Below are 17,304 nucleotides of genomic sequence, written 5' to 3'. Positions count from 1 at the left end.
ATACTTATTCATAGTTATGCATAATTGTGTCCATGGACAAGCAGATCCCCATTGGGATCATCGGCGCGTCGGGGTATGTCGGCGCGGAGTTGATGCGGTTGCTGACTCAGCATCCAGCCTTCGACGTGCGTTTTGTGACCGGCGACACCCAGGCGGGGCAGCCAGTCGCTGATCTCTATCCTCACCTGGCCGCCATCGGTGCCGACCAGGAGTTTGTGAAATACGACCCCGCTCTGCTGGATGACGTGGCGTTGGCACTTTTAGCGCTGCCCCATGGCCAGTCCATGGCTATGGCTGCCGACATTCTGGATCGGGGCAAGATCGCCGTCGATTTGGCCGCCGACTTCCGGCTGAACGACGCCGGGGAATACCAGCAGTGGTACGGGGAGTCTCATCTTGCTCCCGAGCTTCTCGGCCAGTTCGCCTACGGCCTGCCTGAGCTGTTCAGGGATGAGTTGGCCGGCACGAACGCAGTGGCCGTGCCGGGCTGCTATCCCACTGCTGCGGCGCTGGCGGTGGCTCCTTTGGTCCGCTTGGGCCTCATCCAGACCGATGGGGTCATCGTGGACGCGGCCAGTGGTGTTTCTGGCGCGGGCCGGCCCCCCAAGGCTCACACCACGTTCTGTGCAGTCGACGAGGACTTCACCGCCTATGGGCTGCTCGACCACCGCCACACTCCGGAGATCGAGCAAGCCTCGGGCGCATCGGTGCTGTTCACCCCTCACCTGGCGCCGATGAATCGGGGGATTTTGGCCACCTGTTACGCCAAGCCGACGGGGGAGACCTCCAGCGATGCAGTGCTCGCGGGGCTGGCTGAGTTCTACGCCGACGAGCCGTTCATCGTCGTGTCCGAGCGTCCGCCTTCTACCAAGGCCACGCAGGGATCTAATGCCGCCCATCTCACCGTCCGCTACGACGCACGCACGCAAACCGTGGTGGCGTTATGCGCCATCGACAATCTGGTGAAGGGAGCGGCGGGACAGGCAATCCAGTGCGCCAACATCATCAGCGGACTTGACGAAACCGCGGGATTGACCGCAGTGGGGGTGTATCCATGAGCGTGACCGAAGTCCCCGGGTTCACCGCCGCAGGGGTGACCTGCGGCATCAAGCCCAGCGGCAAGCCCGACCTCGCCATTGTGGTTACCGCCGATGGTGCCGCCGTTAGCGCGGCCGGGGTGTTCACCTCCAACAAGATGACTGCGGCCCCGGTGCTGGTGTGCCGGGAGCATCTGGAGGCCACGGGGGGAAAGGCCGCCGCGGTGGTCCTCAACAGCGGCAACGCCAACGCGGCCACTGGGGCGCAGGGAATGACCGACGCGCACCAGATGTGCAAGGAGACCGCCGCCGCCCTGGGAGTGGCCCCCGAGGAAGTGCTGGTGTGCTCTACCGGGCTGATCGGCTACGCCCTGCCCATGGACGCAGTATCGGCCGGGATCGCCGCCGCGGCCGCCGCCCAAACGGCCGAGGGCGGACCCCAAGCGGCCGAGGCCATCATGACCACCGATACCGTTCCCAAACAGGTGGTTGTCGCCGGCGACGGCTTCACCGTCGGGGGCATCGCCAAAGGCGCCGCCATGCTGGAACCCAACATGGCCACCATGCTGGCGGTGCTGGTCACCGATGCGGCCGCCGATCCCGACACCCTCCAACACGCCCTCAGAGCCGGTGTGGCGGACACGTTCAATACCCTCACCGTGGACGGCGCCGAATCTACCAACGACACCGTGCTGATCTTGGCCAACGGCCAGGCCGGCCCGGTCGATTCCGATGCACTTACCCAGGCCATCGCCGACGTCTGCGAAAGCCTGGCCCTCCAGATGGCCGACGATGCGGAGGGCTCCACCAAGACGGTGTTCCTCCGGGTCACCGGAGCGGCATCCGATGCTGAGGCGGCCAAGGCCGCTCGGGACACCGCCAACTGCCAGCTCGTGAAGTGCTCCTGGTACGGCCAAGACCCCTACTGGGGTCGCATCGCCTCGGAGATGGGCGCCGCCGGGGTGGCCTTCGACCACACCAAGCTGACCATCGCCTACGGACCCCATGTGGTGTACGACCACGGTGAGCCAGCCCATCCTCCCGAACTGGCCCAGTACATGACCGGTCGTCGGCTCGACCTGCACGTGGACCTCGGTATGGGCGACGGTTCGGCCCGGATCATCACCACCGACCTCACCCACGCTTACATCGACGAGAACATGGGAACGTCATGAGCCTCACTCCTGAATCCACCGCCGCGGTGCTCACCCAAGCCCTGCCCTACATTCAGCGGTTCTCGGGGGCCACTGTGGTGGTGAAGTACGGCGGCAGCGCCATGGACAACGACCACCTGGCCAGATTCGCGGCCGACATCGTGCTGATGCACTCGGTGGGCATCCGCCCAGTGGTGGTTCACGGCGGCGGCCCCCAGATTGGCGAGATGATGGAGCGACTCGGCCTGGAGGCCACGTTTGTGGACGGCCTCCGGGTCACCGACGCCGAGACCCTGGACATCGCCCGCATGGTGCTGGTGGGCCGGGTCAACCGCGACATCGTGTCGGCCATCAACGTCCACGGACCGCTGGCCGTGGGGGTGTCGGGCGAAGACGCCGGATTGCTCCAAGCCCGGGTCCGCCATCCCGGCCTGGGCTTTGTGGGAACCGTGGATGCGGTGAACACCACCATCATCGACCGCCTGCTCGACGAAGATCTCATCCCGGTGGTGTCAACCATCGGGGCCGACGCCACCGGCCAAGCCCTGAACATCAACGCCGACACCGTGGCGGGCACCCTGGCCGGCGCCCTGGGAGCGGCCAAAGCAGTTTTCCTCACCGATGTAGAGGGCCTGTACGCCGATCCCGACGATCCGGCCACTCTCATCAGCGAAACCACTCCTGCGGCTCTGGAGGCCATGATCTCCGCCGGTGAGCTGGCTGGGGGCATGATCCCCAAGGCCGAGGCGGCCGTCGATGCGGTGCGCCGCGGCGTGGCATCGGCCCACATGGTGAACGGAACAACCCCCCATGTCCTGTTGCTGGAGCTGTTCACCGATGCCGGCGTGGGCACCATGGTCTGCCCCGATCCCGATCAAGAACAGGAGAACTCTCCATGACCACCCACACCGACGCGGTGGGAGCTGATACCGGGCCCTGCCCGCTCATGCCCACCTATGGCCCGCCCCCGGTCATGTTCGTGCGGGGAGAGGGGTGCTGGCTATGGGACCGCGATGGCACCCGCTACCTGGACTTCTTGAGCGGCATCGCGGTGTGCAGCCTCGGCCATGCCCACCCCAAGGTGGCCGAGGCAGTGGCCGAGCAGGCCCGCACCCTGTGCCACGTGTCCAACCTGTACGCCACCGAGCCCCAGATGCACGTGGCCCGCACCATCGACCGCCTGATCGGCGGGGAGCCCGGCCAGGTGTTTTTCGCCAACAGCGGTGCTGAATCCAACGAGTGCGCCATCAAGCTGGCCCGCAAATGGGGCGGACCTGGCCGCTACACCGTGATCAGCGCGGGCCGCTCATTCCACGGGCGGACGCTGGCCACGCTGCACGCTACCGGCCAAGCCGAGAAGCACGAGGCCTTCCAGCCCCTGCCCGAGGGATTCCGCCATGTGCCCTGGGACGACATCGCCGAGATGGAGAAGGCCATAGACGACACCACCGCGGCGGTGCTGTTAGAGCCCATTCAAGGTGAGGGGGGCATCAACGTCCCGTCCGACGGCTATCTCCAAGCGGTGCGCGACCTGTGCGACGACCGGAGCCTGCTATTCATGCTCGACGAGGTGCAGACCGGCTTGGCCCGCACCGGGCGCTGGTTCGCCCACCACCACGATGGGGTCCAGCCCGACGTGGTGACCATCGCCAAGGCACTGGGCAACGGCATGCCCATTGGGGCCTGCTGGGCCCGGGAAGAGGCCGCCGCCGCCTTCAAGCCCGGCGACCACGCCACCACCTTCGGCGGTCAGCCGTTGGCGGCGTCGGCCGCCAAGGCCACGCTGGGAGTGATGGAGGAACTGGATCTGCCGGCAAAGGCCGCGGCCGCCGGGGAGACAATGCGGTCCGCCGTGGAGGCGCTCGACGGGGTGACCAGCGTGCGAGGTCGGGGCCTGTTGCTGGGCGTTGAACTAGCTGAGGAGCGGCCTGCTGCCGAGGTGGTTACCGCCGGAATGGCCGCGGGCCTGGTGCTGGGCACCGCTGGCGCTACTTCATTGCGGATCGCGCCACCCCTCATCATCAGCGATGACGAGATCGCCCATGGCGTGGCCGTGCTCGACAAGGTGTTGAGGCTATGAGCTCGACAACTCCTCCTGCCAGCATCCGCCACATTCTCGAAGTCGACGACCTCAGTGCCGACGAACTGCTCCAAGTTCTGGACTTGTCCAGCGATCCCAATCCTCCCAAGGCGCTGGAGGGCAAGGGCATGGCCCTGCTGTTTGAGAAGCCATCGGCTCGCACCCGGCACTCCATGGAGATGGCGGTGGTGCAGCTCGGCGGCCATCCGGTGTCGGTTGCCGCTGCCGAGGTGGGAATCGACCAGCGGGAGTCCGCCGAAGACGTTGCCCGGACCCTGGCCTGCTTCCATGCGGCCATCGGTGCCAGGGTGAAGTCCCATAGCCTTCTCAGGCGCATGGCCACGGTCAGCTCGGTCCCGGTGGTCAACATGCTGAGCGACCAGGCCCACCCCTTGCAGGCGCTGGCCGACCTGCTGACCGTCAAACAGGAGTTCGGCGAGATCAGCGGCTGCCGCATCGCCTTCGTGGGCGACGCCAACAACGTGTCCCGGTCGCTGGCCATCGGCGCCGGTTTGGCCGGCGCCCAGTTCGTGATCTCCGGGCCTCCTGGCTACCAATTCGACAGTGTCGACCTGGATCGCATCGCTGCCACTGGCATCGCCGCCGAGGTGGTCGACGAGCCGATTGAGGCAGTTGCCGGCGCGCATGTGGTGTACACCGACGTCTGGGTGTCCATGGGCGAGGAGGCCCAGGCCTCCGAGAAAATCGACGCTTTCGCCGGCCGCTACTCGGTGAGCGAGGCTCTTATGGGCCAAGCCGATGCCGATACCATCTTCCTGCACTGCCTGCCCGCCAACCCCGGACAGGAGGCCAGCGAAGAGGTCCTCTACGGCCCTCAGAGCAGGATTTGGCAACAGGCCGAGAACCGGATGCATGCCGCCCGCGGCCTGTTGGCCTGGCTGTTGGGAGTGTCATGAAATTGGGCAAGAACCAGCGCCAGCACCGGATCGCGCAAATCCTTCGGCAGGAGTCGGTGTCCAGCCAGGATCATCTGGTGGACCTCTTGACCGCTCAGGGAGTAGCGGTAACTCAGGCCACCGTGTCGCGCGACCTCGACGATCTCGGCGCGGTCAAAGTCCCCACCGGCGGCGGGTCGGTCTATGCCATCCCCGAGCTGCCCTCCGAGCAGGTCGCCCCCGACGATCACCTCCGGCGGGTGCTGGGGGAGTGGGTGGTGGCCGTGGGCAGCTCCGGGAACCTGGTGGTGCTGAACACCCCGCCGGGGTCGGCCCACGTGGTCGGCTCGGCCATCGACCGCTCCGCGGTAGACCAAGTGCTGGGAACAGTCGCCGGCGACGACACTGTGCTGGTGGTGGCCACCGAAGGGGCCGGTGGCGGTGCATTGGCCGACCTTTTCCGCTCCTTAGCCGGACTCACCGACCCGGCAGAATCCGCCCCTTTTGAGGAGAGCTCGTGAACCAGAAACTGAACAAGATCGTGCTGGCCTACTCCGGCGGTTTGGACACCTCGGTGATCCTTCGCTGGTTGCAGGACACCTACGGCTGCGAGGTGGTCACCTTCACTGCCGACCTAGGCCAAGGCGAGGAGCTGGAACCGGCCCGGGCCAAAGCCGAGGCCATGGGCGTGAAGGAGATCTACATCGAGGATCTGCGGGAGGAGTTCACCGCCGACTTCGTGTTCCCCATGTTCCGGGCCAATGCCATCTACGAGGGGGAATACCTGCTGGGTACCTCCATCGCCCGCCCGCTCATCGCCAAAAGGCTCGTGGAGATCGCGGCCGAGGTCGGCGCCGACGCCGTGTCCCACGGGGCCACCGGCAAGGGCAACGACCAGGTTCGCTTCGAGCTGGGGGCCTACGCCCTGAACCCCGACATCTCGGTGGTGGCCCCATGGCGCATCTGGGACTTGGGCTCCCGGGAGAAGCTGGTGGCTTACGCCGGGGAGCACGGCATCCCCATCGAAGCCGAGCGTGAGGGCGGCTCACCGTTCTCCATGGACGCCAACCTGCTCCACATCTCCTACGAGGGCGGTCCGCTGGAGGATCCGTGGTTCGAGCCTCCCGAAGAGATGTGGCGCTGGTCGGTGTCACCGGAGAAGGCCCCCGACACCCCGACCGAGATCGAGCTCACCTTCCAGGGCGGCGACATCACCGCCATCGATGGCCAGCCCCTCAGTCCGGCCGCAGTCCTGGCCGAGCTGAACCGCGTCGGCGGGGCTAACGGCATCGGTCGGCTCGACTTGGTGGAGAACCGCTACGTGGGCATGAAGTCGCGGGGCTGCTACGAGACCCCCGGTGGCACCATCATGCTCAAGGCCCACCGGGCCATGGAGAGCCTCACCCTCGACCGCGAGGTGGCCCACCTCAAAGACGAGCTCATGCCCCGCTACGCCCAACTCATCTACAACGGCTACTGGTGGAGTCCCGAGCGCCAGATGCTCCAAACGGCCATCGACCACTCCCAGGCCCGGGTGAACGGCACGGTCCGGCTCAAGCTGTACCGGGGCAACGTGACCGTGACCGGGCGGCGCTCCGACGACAGCCTGTTCGACGAGGCCGTGGTCACCTTCGAAGAAGACCAAGGCGCCTACCAGCAGGCCGACGCCGAGGGATTCATCAAGCTCCACGCCCTGCGGCTGCGCACCCTGGCCCAACGGGCAGGCCCGTCATGAGCACGCTTTGGCACGGCAGGTTCGACGGCGATCCCGCCGACGAGTTGATGGCCTACACCGCCAGCATCGGCTTCGACGAGAGGCTGGCACCCGACGACATTGCCGGGTCGCGGGCCCACGTCCGGATGCTGGGCCGAGTCGGCTTGCTCACCGACGCCGAGGTGGCCGAAGTGCTGGCGGCGCTCGACCAGACCGAGCAGGAGCTGGCCTCTGGTGAATTCGCCTTCGCGCCCGAAGACGAGGACATCCACACCGCTGTCGAGCGCCGCGTCACCGAGCTGGCCGGACCTGCCGGGGCCAAGCTCCACACCGGCCGCAGCCGCAACGACCAAGTGGCCGCCGACCTGCGGCTGTTCGCCAAGCGGGAGCTGGCCGCCATCGCCGCCGACGTGATCGCCCTCCAGCAGGTGCTGCTCGAGCGGGCCGTAGCTGCAGGCGACGCCTATCTGCCGGGCTACACCCATCTCCAGCGGGCCCAGCCGGTGTTGCTGGCCCACCATCTGCTGGCCCACGGCTGGGCGCTGGCCCGGGATGTTGACCGATTGGCCGACGCCCGCGCCCGACTGGACGTCAGCCCTCTGGGGGCGGGGGCGGTGGCTGGCTCCTCACTGCCCTTGGACCCCGATATAACTGCGGCCGAGTTGGGCTTTGCCGCCCGGTTCGACAACTCCATGGACGCAGTGTCCGACCGGGATTTCGTAGCCGAAGCCCTGTTTGCGCTGACCATGGTGGCCATCCACCTGTCCCGGCTCGGCGAGGAGATCGTGTTCTGGACCTCAGAGGAGACCGGTTTCGCCACCCTCGACGACGCCTACGCCACCGGCAGCTCCATGCTGCCCCAGAAGAAGAACCCCGATATCGCCGAGTTGGCCCGGGCCAAAGCCGGCCGGCTCATCGGCAACCTCACCGGGCTGCTAGCCACCCTCAAGGGGTTGCCGATGGCCTATAACCGCGACCTGCAAGAAGACAAGGAGCCCCTGTTCGACACCGTCGACCAGGTGCACCTCGGCGTGCGGGCCATGACCGGGCTTCTATCCTCCATCGCCTTCAACACCGAGGCCATGGCCGCAGCCGCCGACGCCCCCACATCAGCGGCCACCGACCTGGCCGAGCATCTAGTAGCCCAAGGGATGCCGTTTCGCGACGCCCACGTAGTGGTCGGCGACCTCGTGCGCCACAGCTTGGAGGGCGAGGCCTCCCTGGCCGATCTGGTACGGGCCGACCCCCGCCTCGGCGCCGCCGCCGCCGAACTGCTGGCCCCCGGCGTCCCCGTCACCCGCCGCACCACCCCCGGCGGTGCCGGCCCCGAACCAGTAGCCGCACAACTCGAACAATTCCGCGCCCGCCTCAAAGCCGACGCCGCCCGCTTCAACCAGTCGCAGTCCTGATCTTTAGCCGTGTGCTCTTATCCGGCCACGTAATTGTGCAAGTGGCACCTGACAGTCCGGTGCTCCCCTGAGCACAATGAGAATATCGAAGCACACTGCGGGGATGTGGAGCACGACTCCAACAAACGAGATCTGCTGGTCGATGAAGCGGTAGAGCGTGTCGGCCGCTGGTTGATCGCGGGTGAGCAGCCGATGTCGAAAGCGGAGCGCAGCACCGCAAGGCGACTCTCCGAAATGGTGGCCGACGGGTCTGGAGTTGCATTCGCGGCGCGGTTTGTAGACAGGGTGATTCGCCCCGAGGATCGCTCTACTGCGGCGAGGCAGTTCGCCTCGCTAGTACATGAGATGGGGCTGCCATCATTCCTATCCCCATTCGACAGGCTGCTTGTTCGTCTAGGGGCCCGAATCGGCCTGCGGCTGCCAGGTCTCGTTATGCCACTGGCCGAGCGTCGGATGAAGGGGTTGATCGGCCACCTCGTCGTTGACTCCGACCTAGATCGGTTGAGCGCGCACCTTCGAAGAAGAAAATCGGAGGGGTTCTCGTTGAACGTGAACCTGCTCGGGGAGGCTGTCTTGGGCAATGCTGAAGCCGAACGCCGCCGTGAAAAGGTCATGAACCTACTCAAGCAGCCGGAAGTGGACTACGTGTCGATCAAGGTGTCGTCGGTTGTGGCGCAGATCAACCACTGGGATTTCGACGGCTCGTTGTCACGGGTGGTCGAGGGCCTTCTCCCTCTGTTTCGAGCTGCGGAAGCCGCGTCGCCTCCGAAGTTCATCAATCTGGACATGGAGGAGTACAACGACCTGGAACTGACGCTCGCTGCCTTCCAAAGGGTGCTCGAAATGCCAGAGTTCCACACAGTAAACGCGGGTATTGCATTGCAGGCGTACCTACCGGATGCCCTCCCTGCGCTCCAAGCCCTCGTTGCCTGGTGCAACCATCAAGCTGGAGGCCGGAACGAGTGGCGCCCCCGGAGCCCAATCAGAGTTCGGCTGGTGAAGGGAGCCAACCTTGGGATGGAGAAGGTTGACGCGGCTATGCGCGGCTGGCCTCAGACACCCTTCCTTTCGAAAGCAGAAACCGATGCCAACTTCAAGCGCTGTCTCGACTGGGTGCTGACGCCTGAGCACACCGCCTCGGTTCGAGTAGGGGTTGCCAGCCATAACCTGTTTGATCTCGCTTGGGCCGACCTGCTTGCCAGCCGCCGAGGGGTCAGCCACTGCGTTGGCTTCGAAATGCTCGAGGGGATGGCCCCAGCGCTGGCGCGGCTGCTGCTAGGTGAGGGCAAGGAGGTTCTGCTCTACTTACCGGTTGTCGCGGAACAAGACTTCGACGTCGCAATCAGCTATCTGTTTCGACGCCTTCAGGAGAACGCTTCTCCAGAGAACTTCATCCACAAATTGCTCGATCTCGACCGCAGAAGCACTGACTTCGAGTTAGAAGCGGCCAAGTTCCGCACTGCGGTTGCCGAGCGTCTCTCAGTTTCGGATGCCCCACGCCGACAACAGGATCGCCGAGGGTTGCCAGCTGTGGTCGATCCCCGAAGCGAGTTCTCCAACGAGCCAGATACCGATCCTGCCCTGGAAGGCAATAGGGCTTGGGCTCTGAATCTGCTCAACCGGACATGGGGCGGACCCGAGACCCAAGTCACCGACTCCGTTGAGGAAGTAGATCAAGCGGTCGTGTTGGCGATTGGCGCGCAGCGCCGCTGGATGCAGCTGCCGCCTGCCGATCGGCGCGAAGTCCTTTGGCGCGTGGCAGACGAGATTGGCAGGAGGCGGGGTGACTTCGTTGCTGCAATGGTGAATGAAGGTCACAAGACCCTTGATCAAGCCGATCCCGAAGTGTCGGAGGCGATCGATTTTGCCCGCTGGTACGGGGACCGCGCCTTGGCCCTCACCCATTCGGAGGCCGCTCGATTCGAGCCATTCGGTGTTGTGCTGGTCGTCCCGCCATGGAACTTCCCCGTTGCGATCCCCGCTGGCGGGGTCCTGGCCGCGCTGGCTGCGGGCAACGCGGCGATCCTGAAGCCAGCACCCGAAACGCCCGCATGCGCCGAACTCATTGCGCAATGCTGCTGGCAAGCCGGCGTGCCCCGAGACTTGGTCCAATTCGTCCGCACTCCCGACGATGAGATCGGCCAGCACCTTGTTACCCATCCCGGAGTTGACGCGGTGATCCTCACGGGCGCCCTCGAGACAGCCAAGATGTTCCAGGCTTGGAAGCCGCGGCTACGGCTGTTCGCCGAGACATCGGGAAAGAACGCCGTCGTCATCACTACGAGCGCCGACATCGACTTGGCAGTGGCCGACCTAGTGACATCGGCGTTCGGTCATTCAGGCCAGAAATGCTCGGCGGCGAGCTTGGCTATCTGCGTCGCCGATATATACGAGTCGCCGCGGCTGCGACGCCAACTTATTGACGCGGTCACCACCATGTCGGTCGGTTCCAGCACCCGGATCGGCACCATGATGGGGCCGATCATCGGGAAGGCTCAAGGTAAGCTATTGCGGGCGCTCACGCAGCTCGACCCCGGCGAAGAGTGGCTAGTGAAGCCCCGGCAACTCGACTCCTGCCTCTGGACTCCCGGGGTCAGGCTCGGGGTAGTCCCGGGTTCATGGTTTGCAGAGACTGAGTGCTTCGGGCCAGTACTCGGGCTGATACGCGCCGAATCCCTCGACCACGCCATCGCCATTCAGAACAGCACGTCCTTCGGATTGACCGGCGGCATCCACTCGCTGGACCCGGCCGAGGTCAGCCGGTGGGTCGAAGCGGTGGAGGTAGGCAACGCCTATGTGAATCGCTCCACCACCGGAGCGATCGTGGCGCGCCAGCCATTTGGGGGGTGGAAGCACTCGTGCGTCGGACCGGGAGCCAAAGCAGGGGGGCCGAACTATGTCAGCCAACTCGGCACTTGGACTCCCTTAGACGATGAACTGACTGACGAAGAATGGCTCCACCGGGCCCAAGCCAGTGACGAAGCAGCATGGCGCACCGAATTCTCCGTCGAGCACGACCCCACAGGCTTGTTCTGTGAGTCCAACATCCTGCGGTATCGGCCTTTGAGCCGGGTGGGGCTGAGAGTAGAGGCTGATGCCGCCGGGCGCGATGTGGCCCGAATCCGGGCCGCTGCCCGACGGTGCGGCGTAGAGATCGTTGACTCCTTGGCCTCAGATGAAACAGGAGAGGCGTTTGGCGCTCGGCTCGGCTCCCTGGGAGTGCAGAGAATTCGTTCGGTCGGGTCGCCGGATGAGGGCTTGCGGGTGGCGGCGCAGGAAGCCGGCATCCACTTTGTTGACAGTCCGGTCACCGGTGACGGGCGAGTTGAATTGCTGTACTACCTACGCGAGCAGGCGATCAGTCGAACTATCCACCGCTACGGAAATGTGTGGCAATGAGATTTCTTGACTCAGATCAGATTCGGTCTGCCACGGCCTGGGATGAGTTGATTGAAGCCATCGCCGACATCATTGCCGACGATGACGTGGTTGCACCCGACCGACAAGTCCTCACGATGGATCGGCCAGGTGAAGAGCCAGCCTCTCTCCTCTTGATGCCAAGTTGGATCAACCGTGAAATCGTTGGGGTCAAGGCGGCTACTTATTTCCCTTCCAACGCTGGCACCTCGTCGCCCACCATCCACGCGGCCTATCTCTGTTTTGATGGACAAAACGGCAAACTGCGAGCGGTACTCGACGGTGATGAGCTCACAGTTCGCCGCACCGCAGCGGTGTCCGCCCTGGCGGCCAGGCACTTGGCTCGCCCCGACGCCACCCGTCTGTTGGTGATCGGCACCGGCCAGCTCGCGCCCAACATGGCTCGAGCCCACAGCGAGGTTCGCCGCTTCGACGCGATCCAGATTTGGGGTCGCAATCCCGCCGCTGCCGGTGAGGTGGCTGGGCTGTTGTCCGCTGAGGGGTTTCCCGCCACAGCGACTCTCGACGTAGACGAGGCCATCGGGCGGGCCGACCTCATTTCTTGTGCCACAGGCGCGACCAGCCCCGTGGTTCTCGGTGAGCGGTTGGCACCAGGCACCCATCTCGACTTGGTTGGGGGCTTCCGGCCGGACATGCGCGAGGTCGACGATACCGCCATCACGCAGGCCACCCTGTTTGTGGACACCGTGCCCGGTGCAGTCCAGTCAGGCGACCTGGCCCAACCGCTCGCTGATGGCGCAATCGCCGAAGAGTCGATCATCGCCGACCTCCGTTCGCTAGTGACCGGTCGCAATCCTGGCCGGCGCACCCCCGAGGAGGTCACTGTGTTCAAGTCGGCCGGTTTCGCTCTGGCTGACCTCGCGGCCGCCCGTTTGGCCCTGCGCCAGGCCGACCGTCAGCCCTTCACATAAAGCGAAACGCATATTTGACAAGCAATGCTTATGCAAGCTGCCCACAAGAAGCGACGGCGTTCGCCCCTACATTCTCCCCAGAACCACCGCCTGGCTCGCGTATCCGGGTAGCAAAGGGCAGCACATGACACGGATTCTGTGGATCAATCCCGTAGGCACGAGCGACTACGACGCGCCCATCGGAGAGGAGCTGCGGCGGGAGGCCGCGCCAAATACCCGAGTGGACGTTTGCTCCCTTCCCAGTGTTGGCCCCCAGCACTTGGAGTGGAACGCCTTGGAGGCGGTGGTGGCCGGCCCGACAATGGGGGTCATCCGCTGGGCCGTTGAGCAACAGCGCTATGACGCCGCGATCATCGGGTGCTTTTACGATCCCTTCCTGCGGGGTGCCCGGGAGCTGGCTGGCTCGATGGCAGTCACTGCGCCGGCTGAAGCCTGCTTGCACACCGCGGCCAGCGTTAGCGATCAGTTCTCGATTCTGGTGGGTCGCAAGAAATGGATTCCAGAGATGCATGAGAACGTGGTCAAGTACGGGTATGCCGATCATCTGGCCTCGTTCCGAGTGCTCGATATGAGCGTGGACGAGTTCCAAGCCGATCCCGCGGCCACCCAGAAACGCATCCTGGCCGAGTCCGAACAGGCTGTCGCCGCAGACCGGGCAGATGCGATTGTGTTGGGCTGCACTATCGAGTTTGGCTTCTACCGTCAGGTACAAGCCCAAGTCGGCGTGCCGGTGATCGATGCGGTCACCGCCCCTTTGCGATACGCGGAGTTCTTGGCTGCCATCGGCAACGACCACGGCTGGAAGACCAGCCGGGCCGGGGGTTACGACCCGGTTCCTCCTCGGGAGGCCGAGTGGATTCCTCTAGTAGTCCCAGTGCTTGACCTCGACCCACGGCCATGATCACTGGCAATAGAGGTGATGGAGCCCCCATGGACGTGTTGAAGGCTGACGACATCGAGGCGCTATGCCTGGGTGCCACTCTGCTGGGAACCGGCGGGGGAGGCGACCCCTACATCGCCAAGCTGGTTGCGGGCCAAGCGCTGACGACGTATGGCGCGGTGGAGGTGGTGAGCGCCAGGGATCTCCCCTCCGATGCCCTGGTGCTCACCACCGCAGTCATCGGTGCTCCAACAGTGATCTTGGAGAAGATCCCCGCGGGCACTGAGTTCGTTGCCAGCGTGCAGGCCTTGGCCTCATACCTGGGAAAGGCGCCAGCCGCGATCATGCCCATCGAGGTGGGCGGTTGCAATACCTTGTTCCCAATCGCTACTGCGGCCGAGATGGGCCTGCCCATCGTCAACGCCGACTCGATGCGCCGGGCGTTCCCCCAGATTGAGATGACGGTGTTCACCCTGGCCGGCCTCCCCGCTGGCCCGCTGTCGGTGGCCGACGAGAAGGGCAACCAGTGCGTGTTCGAGACCACCACCAACCATATTGCCGAGACGCTGGCCCGCACCGCGGTCATCCAGCTCGGGCTGGCCAATGCCATTAGCTGCTATCCCCTGACGGCCGGCCAGGTGGCAGAGCATGGCATTCAGGACTCGCTCACCTATTGCACCGAAATGGGAACCTTGCTCCAGGCGGTCAAAGACGGTGAGGAGGGGGCGTGGGGGCGTTTCCTCGGCGAGTCCGGATCTCGGGAGTTCTTCACAGGAAAGGTGGTGGACTTGGACCGGCGGACTACTGATGGTTTCGCTCGTTCCACGGTGATCCTCGAAGACTTGGAGGGGTCGGACAGCACCATGCGCATTGAAGTGCAGAACGAGAACTTGATCGCCTTTCACGACGGCCAGCCGGTTATCACCACACCCAACCTCATTTGTCTGCTTGACTGCGAGACCTTTGACCCCATCACCACCGAGGCGCTGGCCTACGGCAATCGGGTGGTAGTTATCGGTATGCCGTGCGCCCCGGAGTGGCATCAAGACGGAATGCTGGAACTCGTCGGTCCCAGTGCCTTTGGCTATGAGATCGACTTTGTGGAGCTGTCCGCATGACCAGCGGCCCAGAGTTCCGCATCGGCATCGACGTTGGGGGCACCAATACCGACGCTGTGGTGATTGACTCAGACGGCGGAGTGCTGAGCGCAGTCAAGGTGGCCACCACTCCAGAGCCCATTGACGGCATCCGAGAATCGCTGGAAAAGGTGCTGCACGATGTGGACAAGGGCTTGGTAGGCAAGGCCATGCTGGGAACCACCCATCCCACCAATGCCATCATCCAACGTCAAGACCTCGACACGGTCGGGGTGCTTCGGTTGGCTGCACCGTCTTCTCTTGGGGTGAGGCCTGGTGCGGCTTGGCCAGACGATATTCGCAAACTGGTGATCGGAGCATCGGCCATCGTCGAGGGAGGGAACGAGTACACGGGCGCAGAGATCGCCCCCTTGGACGAGGACGCCGTTCGCAAGTTCGCGGTCCTGGCAACCTCTCAGGGGTGTCAGGCCATTGCAGTGTCCGCCGCGTTCAGTCCGGCCACTAGCGAGCACGAGCTGCGAGCCCTTGAGATCATCCATCAAGAACTGGGCGGGGGGTATCCCGTGTCGCTGAGCCACCAAGTGGGCTCGCTGGGACTCTTGGAGCGGGAGAACGCCACCGTTCTCAATGCCGCCCTGTTGAGCGTGGCCTCCCGGGTTATTCGCGGGTTCGAGGACGCCCTGGCCGGACACGACCTGGCAGTTGATGCTTACCTGACGCAGAACGACGGCACCCTTCTTACCGCGGTGGAGGCTGGGCGCTTTCCGGTGCTCACTTTAGGATCGGGACCCACCAATTCGATGCGGGGGGCATGCGCCCTGGCCGGAGTTAACGACGCCATCGTCATCGATGTAGGTGGTACCTCCGCGGATGCGGGGATTCTGGTGGATGGGTTCCCCCGTGAGTCCACCGCCGCGGTGGAGGTTGGAGGGGTGCGGACCAACTTCCGCATGCCCGACTTGCTCTCCATCGGGCTAGGAGGCGGCACCGTGGTCCGAGACGCTGGGGCCGACAACGGTACTGAATTGGCCATTGGCCCCGATTCAGTGGGCTATGCCGTGGCCACCGAGGCGGTTTGCGTCGGTGGCGGCACCCTCACTCTTTCTGATATCTCGCTGGCTGCTGGTCGACTTCACGGGTTTGGCGACCCCAACCTGGTGGCCGACATCGACGCCCAGCTCCTCAGCGATGCGCTGGCGTGGGTGGACGAGCAGGTGTCCATAATGAGCGACCGGATGAAGTCGAGCCGGACTGAGCTTCCCCTTTTGGCCGTCGGCGGCGGCGCCCACTTGATCGCTGAGCGGGTGCCGGGGGTGTCCGAAGTGCTCCGTCCTGAGAGTTATGCGGTGGCAAACGCCTATGGAGCTGGAATTGCCGAAGCATCTGGAACCGTAGACCGGGTGTACAGCTACGACGTGTCCAGCCGCGAGCACTGCCTCGACGACGCCCGTGATCTGGCTGCCAACGCCGCAGTGCGAGCCGGTGCCGACCCCGCCCAGATACGCATCACCGCCATCACCGAGGTTCCAATGACCTATGTGCCGGGCGGTGGATGCCGGGTTCTGGTGAAGGCCGTCGGGCCCCTGGCTTGAGCGGTCTCCGAAACGGGGAGGTGGCCCAACAAGGGTATTTACGATGGTGACGCCGCTTCTGCCCATCGCTGATTCGCACAACGACCTCTTGCTGGGCTGCATGCACCGGCGCGAGCGGGGTGTTGCCGATCCCTTCGGGGAAGACTGGCTGGCTGGGCTGCGGGCGGGTGGGGTGGTATTCCAGGTGCTGCCCATCTTCACCGAGGAGCAGTTCATCGGTGAGGCTGCCTTGCGGCGAACCTTGGAGATCATCTCGCTGGCCAGGGAGATCGCTGATCGCCATATCGATGACGTGGCTATCGTGGAATGCGCCGCCGATATTGATCAGATCATCGCCAGTGGTCGCATCGCCCTGTTGATCGCCTTGGAAGGGGCTGAGCCCATCGGCTCATCGCTGTCGATCATCGAGACCTTCTGGAACCTCGGGGTACGCATGGCGTCGCTTACCTGGAATCGGCGCACCATGATGGCTGACGGCATCGGAGAGACCGACACCGGCGGACGGCTCTCATCGCTGGGCGTCGAGGCCGTTCAAGAGATGAACCGGCTGGGCATGGTGGTGGATATCAGTCATCTATCGGCACCGGGTGTGGCCCATCTTTCCGAGGTAGCCACTCGGCCCTTCGTGGCCACCCACTCCTCATGTCGCGCGCTATGCGATCATCCCCGCAACCTCACCGACGATCAGATCGGCCTGGTGGCTGACTCCGGTGGTTTCGTGGCGGTCAACGCCTTCGGGGCTTTCGTCTCCCCGTCCAATCCGACTGTCGACCGGTTCATAGATCACCTTGAGCACGCTGCTGCGGTCATCGGGGGGCGCAGGGTGGCCATCGGCGCTGACTTCATCTACGACCTATTCCGCATGGTCGACCCTGTCCTAGGTCGCCAGCTGCTCGTGAACCCAGAGAACCTTCCGATGATTGCCGACCTCAAAGCGCCGGCTGACTATCCCAACTTGGCCCGCCCGCTCATCAGCAGGTTGGGGTCTGAACAGGCCGTCCACATCGCCAGTGAGAACATGTTGGACTTCTTCCGGGCCAACCTGCCTTGTCAGCCCGCGCATAGTCAGTAGGCACGCAGAGCGGTCGGTAGCATC

At 64.6% G+C, this 17,304-nt stretch carries 14 protein-coding genes; all 14 read left to right on the top strand.

Annotated features, from left to right (window positions below):
• Positions 1–32 precede the first annotated feature (32 nt).
• The 14 genes from argC (at position 33) to ACOGJC_RS03340 (ending at position 17,280) form a co-directional block, all read left to right on the top strand.
• Positions 33–1,058 carry an N-acetyl-gamma-glutamyl-phosphate reductase gene (gene argC / locus ACOGJC_RS03405; RefSeq protein ID WP_419847105.1) on the top strand — a complete coding sequence of 342 codons (1,026 nt, stop codon included), beginning with the start codon at positions 33–35 and terminating at the stop codon, positions 1,056–1,058.
• A complete protein-coding gene (gene argJ, locus ACOGJC_RS03400; RefSeq protein WP_419847104.1) occupies positions 1,055–2,212 on the top strand; it encodes a bifunctional glutamate N-acetyltransferase/amino-acid acetyltransferase ArgJ in 1,158 nt (385 codons plus the stop codon). The genes argC and argJ overlap by 4 nt, the downstream gene beginning before the upstream one ends.
• Positions 2,209–3,090, top strand: a complete 882-nt coding sequence (gene argB / locus ACOGJC_RS03395) for an acetylglutamate kinase (protein ID WP_419847103.1) — start codon at positions 2,209–2,211, stop codon at positions 3,088–3,090. The genes argJ and argB overlap by 4 nt, the downstream gene beginning before the upstream one ends.
• Positions 3,087–4,271 carry an acetylornithine transaminase gene (locus ACOGJC_RS03390; RefSeq protein WP_419847102.1) on the top strand — a complete coding sequence of 395 codons (1,185 nt, stop codon included), beginning with the start codon at positions 3,087–3,089 and terminating at the stop codon, positions 4,269–4,271. The genes argB and ACOGJC_RS03390 overlap by 4 nt, the downstream gene beginning before the upstream one ends.
• On the top strand, positions 4,268–5,188 hold the full coding sequence (argF, locus tag ACOGJC_RS03385) for an ornithine carbamoyltransferase (protein WP_419847101.1): 921 nt from the start codon (positions 4,268–4,270) through the stop codon (positions 5,186–5,188). The genes ACOGJC_RS03390 and argF overlap by 4 nt, the downstream gene beginning before the upstream one ends.
• Entirely contained in the window at positions 5,185–5,688 is a 504-nt protein-coding gene (gene argR / locus ACOGJC_RS03380; protein ID WP_419847100.1) for an arginine repressor, read from the top strand. The genes argF and argR overlap by 4 nt, the downstream gene beginning before the upstream one ends.
• Positions 5,685–6,902, top strand: coding sequence for an argininosuccinate synthase (locus tag ACOGJC_RS03375; protein WP_419847099.1), 1,218 nt, complete (start codon positions 5,685–5,687; stop codon positions 6,900–6,902). Before argR ends, ACOGJC_RS03375 begins: the two co-directional genes overlap by 4 nt.
• Positions 6,899–8,290, top strand: coding sequence for an argininosuccinate lyase (gene argH, locus ACOGJC_RS03370; RefSeq protein ID WP_419847098.1), 1,392 nt, complete (start codon positions 6,899–6,901; stop codon positions 8,288–8,290). Before ACOGJC_RS03375 ends, argH begins: the two co-directional genes overlap by 4 nt.
• 192 nt (positions 8,291–8,482) lie before the next feature.
• The gene (locus ACOGJC_RS03365) at positions 8,483–11,689 is read left to right on the top strand and encodes a bifunctional proline dehydrogenase/L-glutamate gamma-semialdehyde dehydrogenase (protein ID WP_419847097.1); all 3,207 of its coding nucleotides are present in this window, start codon (positions 8,483–8,485) and stop codon (positions 11,687–11,689) included.
• Positions 11,686–12,639 carry an ornithine cyclodeaminase family protein gene (locus ACOGJC_RS03360; protein WP_419847096.1) on the top strand — a complete coding sequence of 318 codons (954 nt, stop codon included), beginning with the start codon at positions 11,686–11,688 and terminating at the stop codon, positions 12,637–12,639. The genes ACOGJC_RS03365 and ACOGJC_RS03360 overlap by 4 nt, the downstream gene beginning before the upstream one ends.
• A gap of 124 nt (positions 12,640–12,763) precedes the next feature.
• Positions 12,764–13,540, top strand: coding sequence for an aspartate/glutamate racemase family protein (locus tag ACOGJC_RS03355; protein ID WP_419847095.1), 777 nt, complete (start codon positions 12,764–12,766; stop codon positions 13,538–13,540).
• A 29-nt stretch (positions 13,541–13,569) separates the two neighbouring features.
• Positions 13,570–14,637 carry a DUF917 domain-containing protein gene (locus tag ACOGJC_RS03350; protein ID WP_419847094.1) on the top strand — a complete coding sequence of 356 codons (1,068 nt, stop codon included), beginning with the start codon at positions 13,570–13,572 and terminating at the stop codon, positions 14,635–14,637.
• The gene (locus ACOGJC_RS03345; RefSeq protein WP_419847093.1) at positions 14,634–16,208 is read left to right on the top strand and encodes a hydantoinase/oxoprolinase N-terminal domain-containing protein; all 1,575 of its coding nucleotides are present in this window, start codon (positions 14,634–14,636) and stop codon (positions 16,206–16,208) included. Before ACOGJC_RS03350 ends, ACOGJC_RS03345 begins: the two co-directional genes overlap by 4 nt.
• A gap of 43 nt (positions 16,209–16,251) precedes the next feature.
• Positions 16,252–17,280, top strand: a complete 1,029-nt coding sequence (locus ACOGJC_RS03340; RefSeq protein WP_419847092.1) for a dipeptidase — start codon at positions 16,252–16,254, stop codon at positions 17,278–17,280.
• Positions 17,281–17,304 lie beyond the last annotated feature (24 nt).

It is taken from the genome of Candidatus Poriferisocius sp. (assembly GCF_965204015.1).
Taxonomy (GTDB): Bacteria; Actinomycetota; Acidimicrobiia; order Acidimicrobiales; family Bin134; genus Poriferisocius.
The sequence above is the reverse complement of the archived record's forward strand: the minus strand, read 5'-3'. Positions and strand labels throughout refer to the sequence as shown.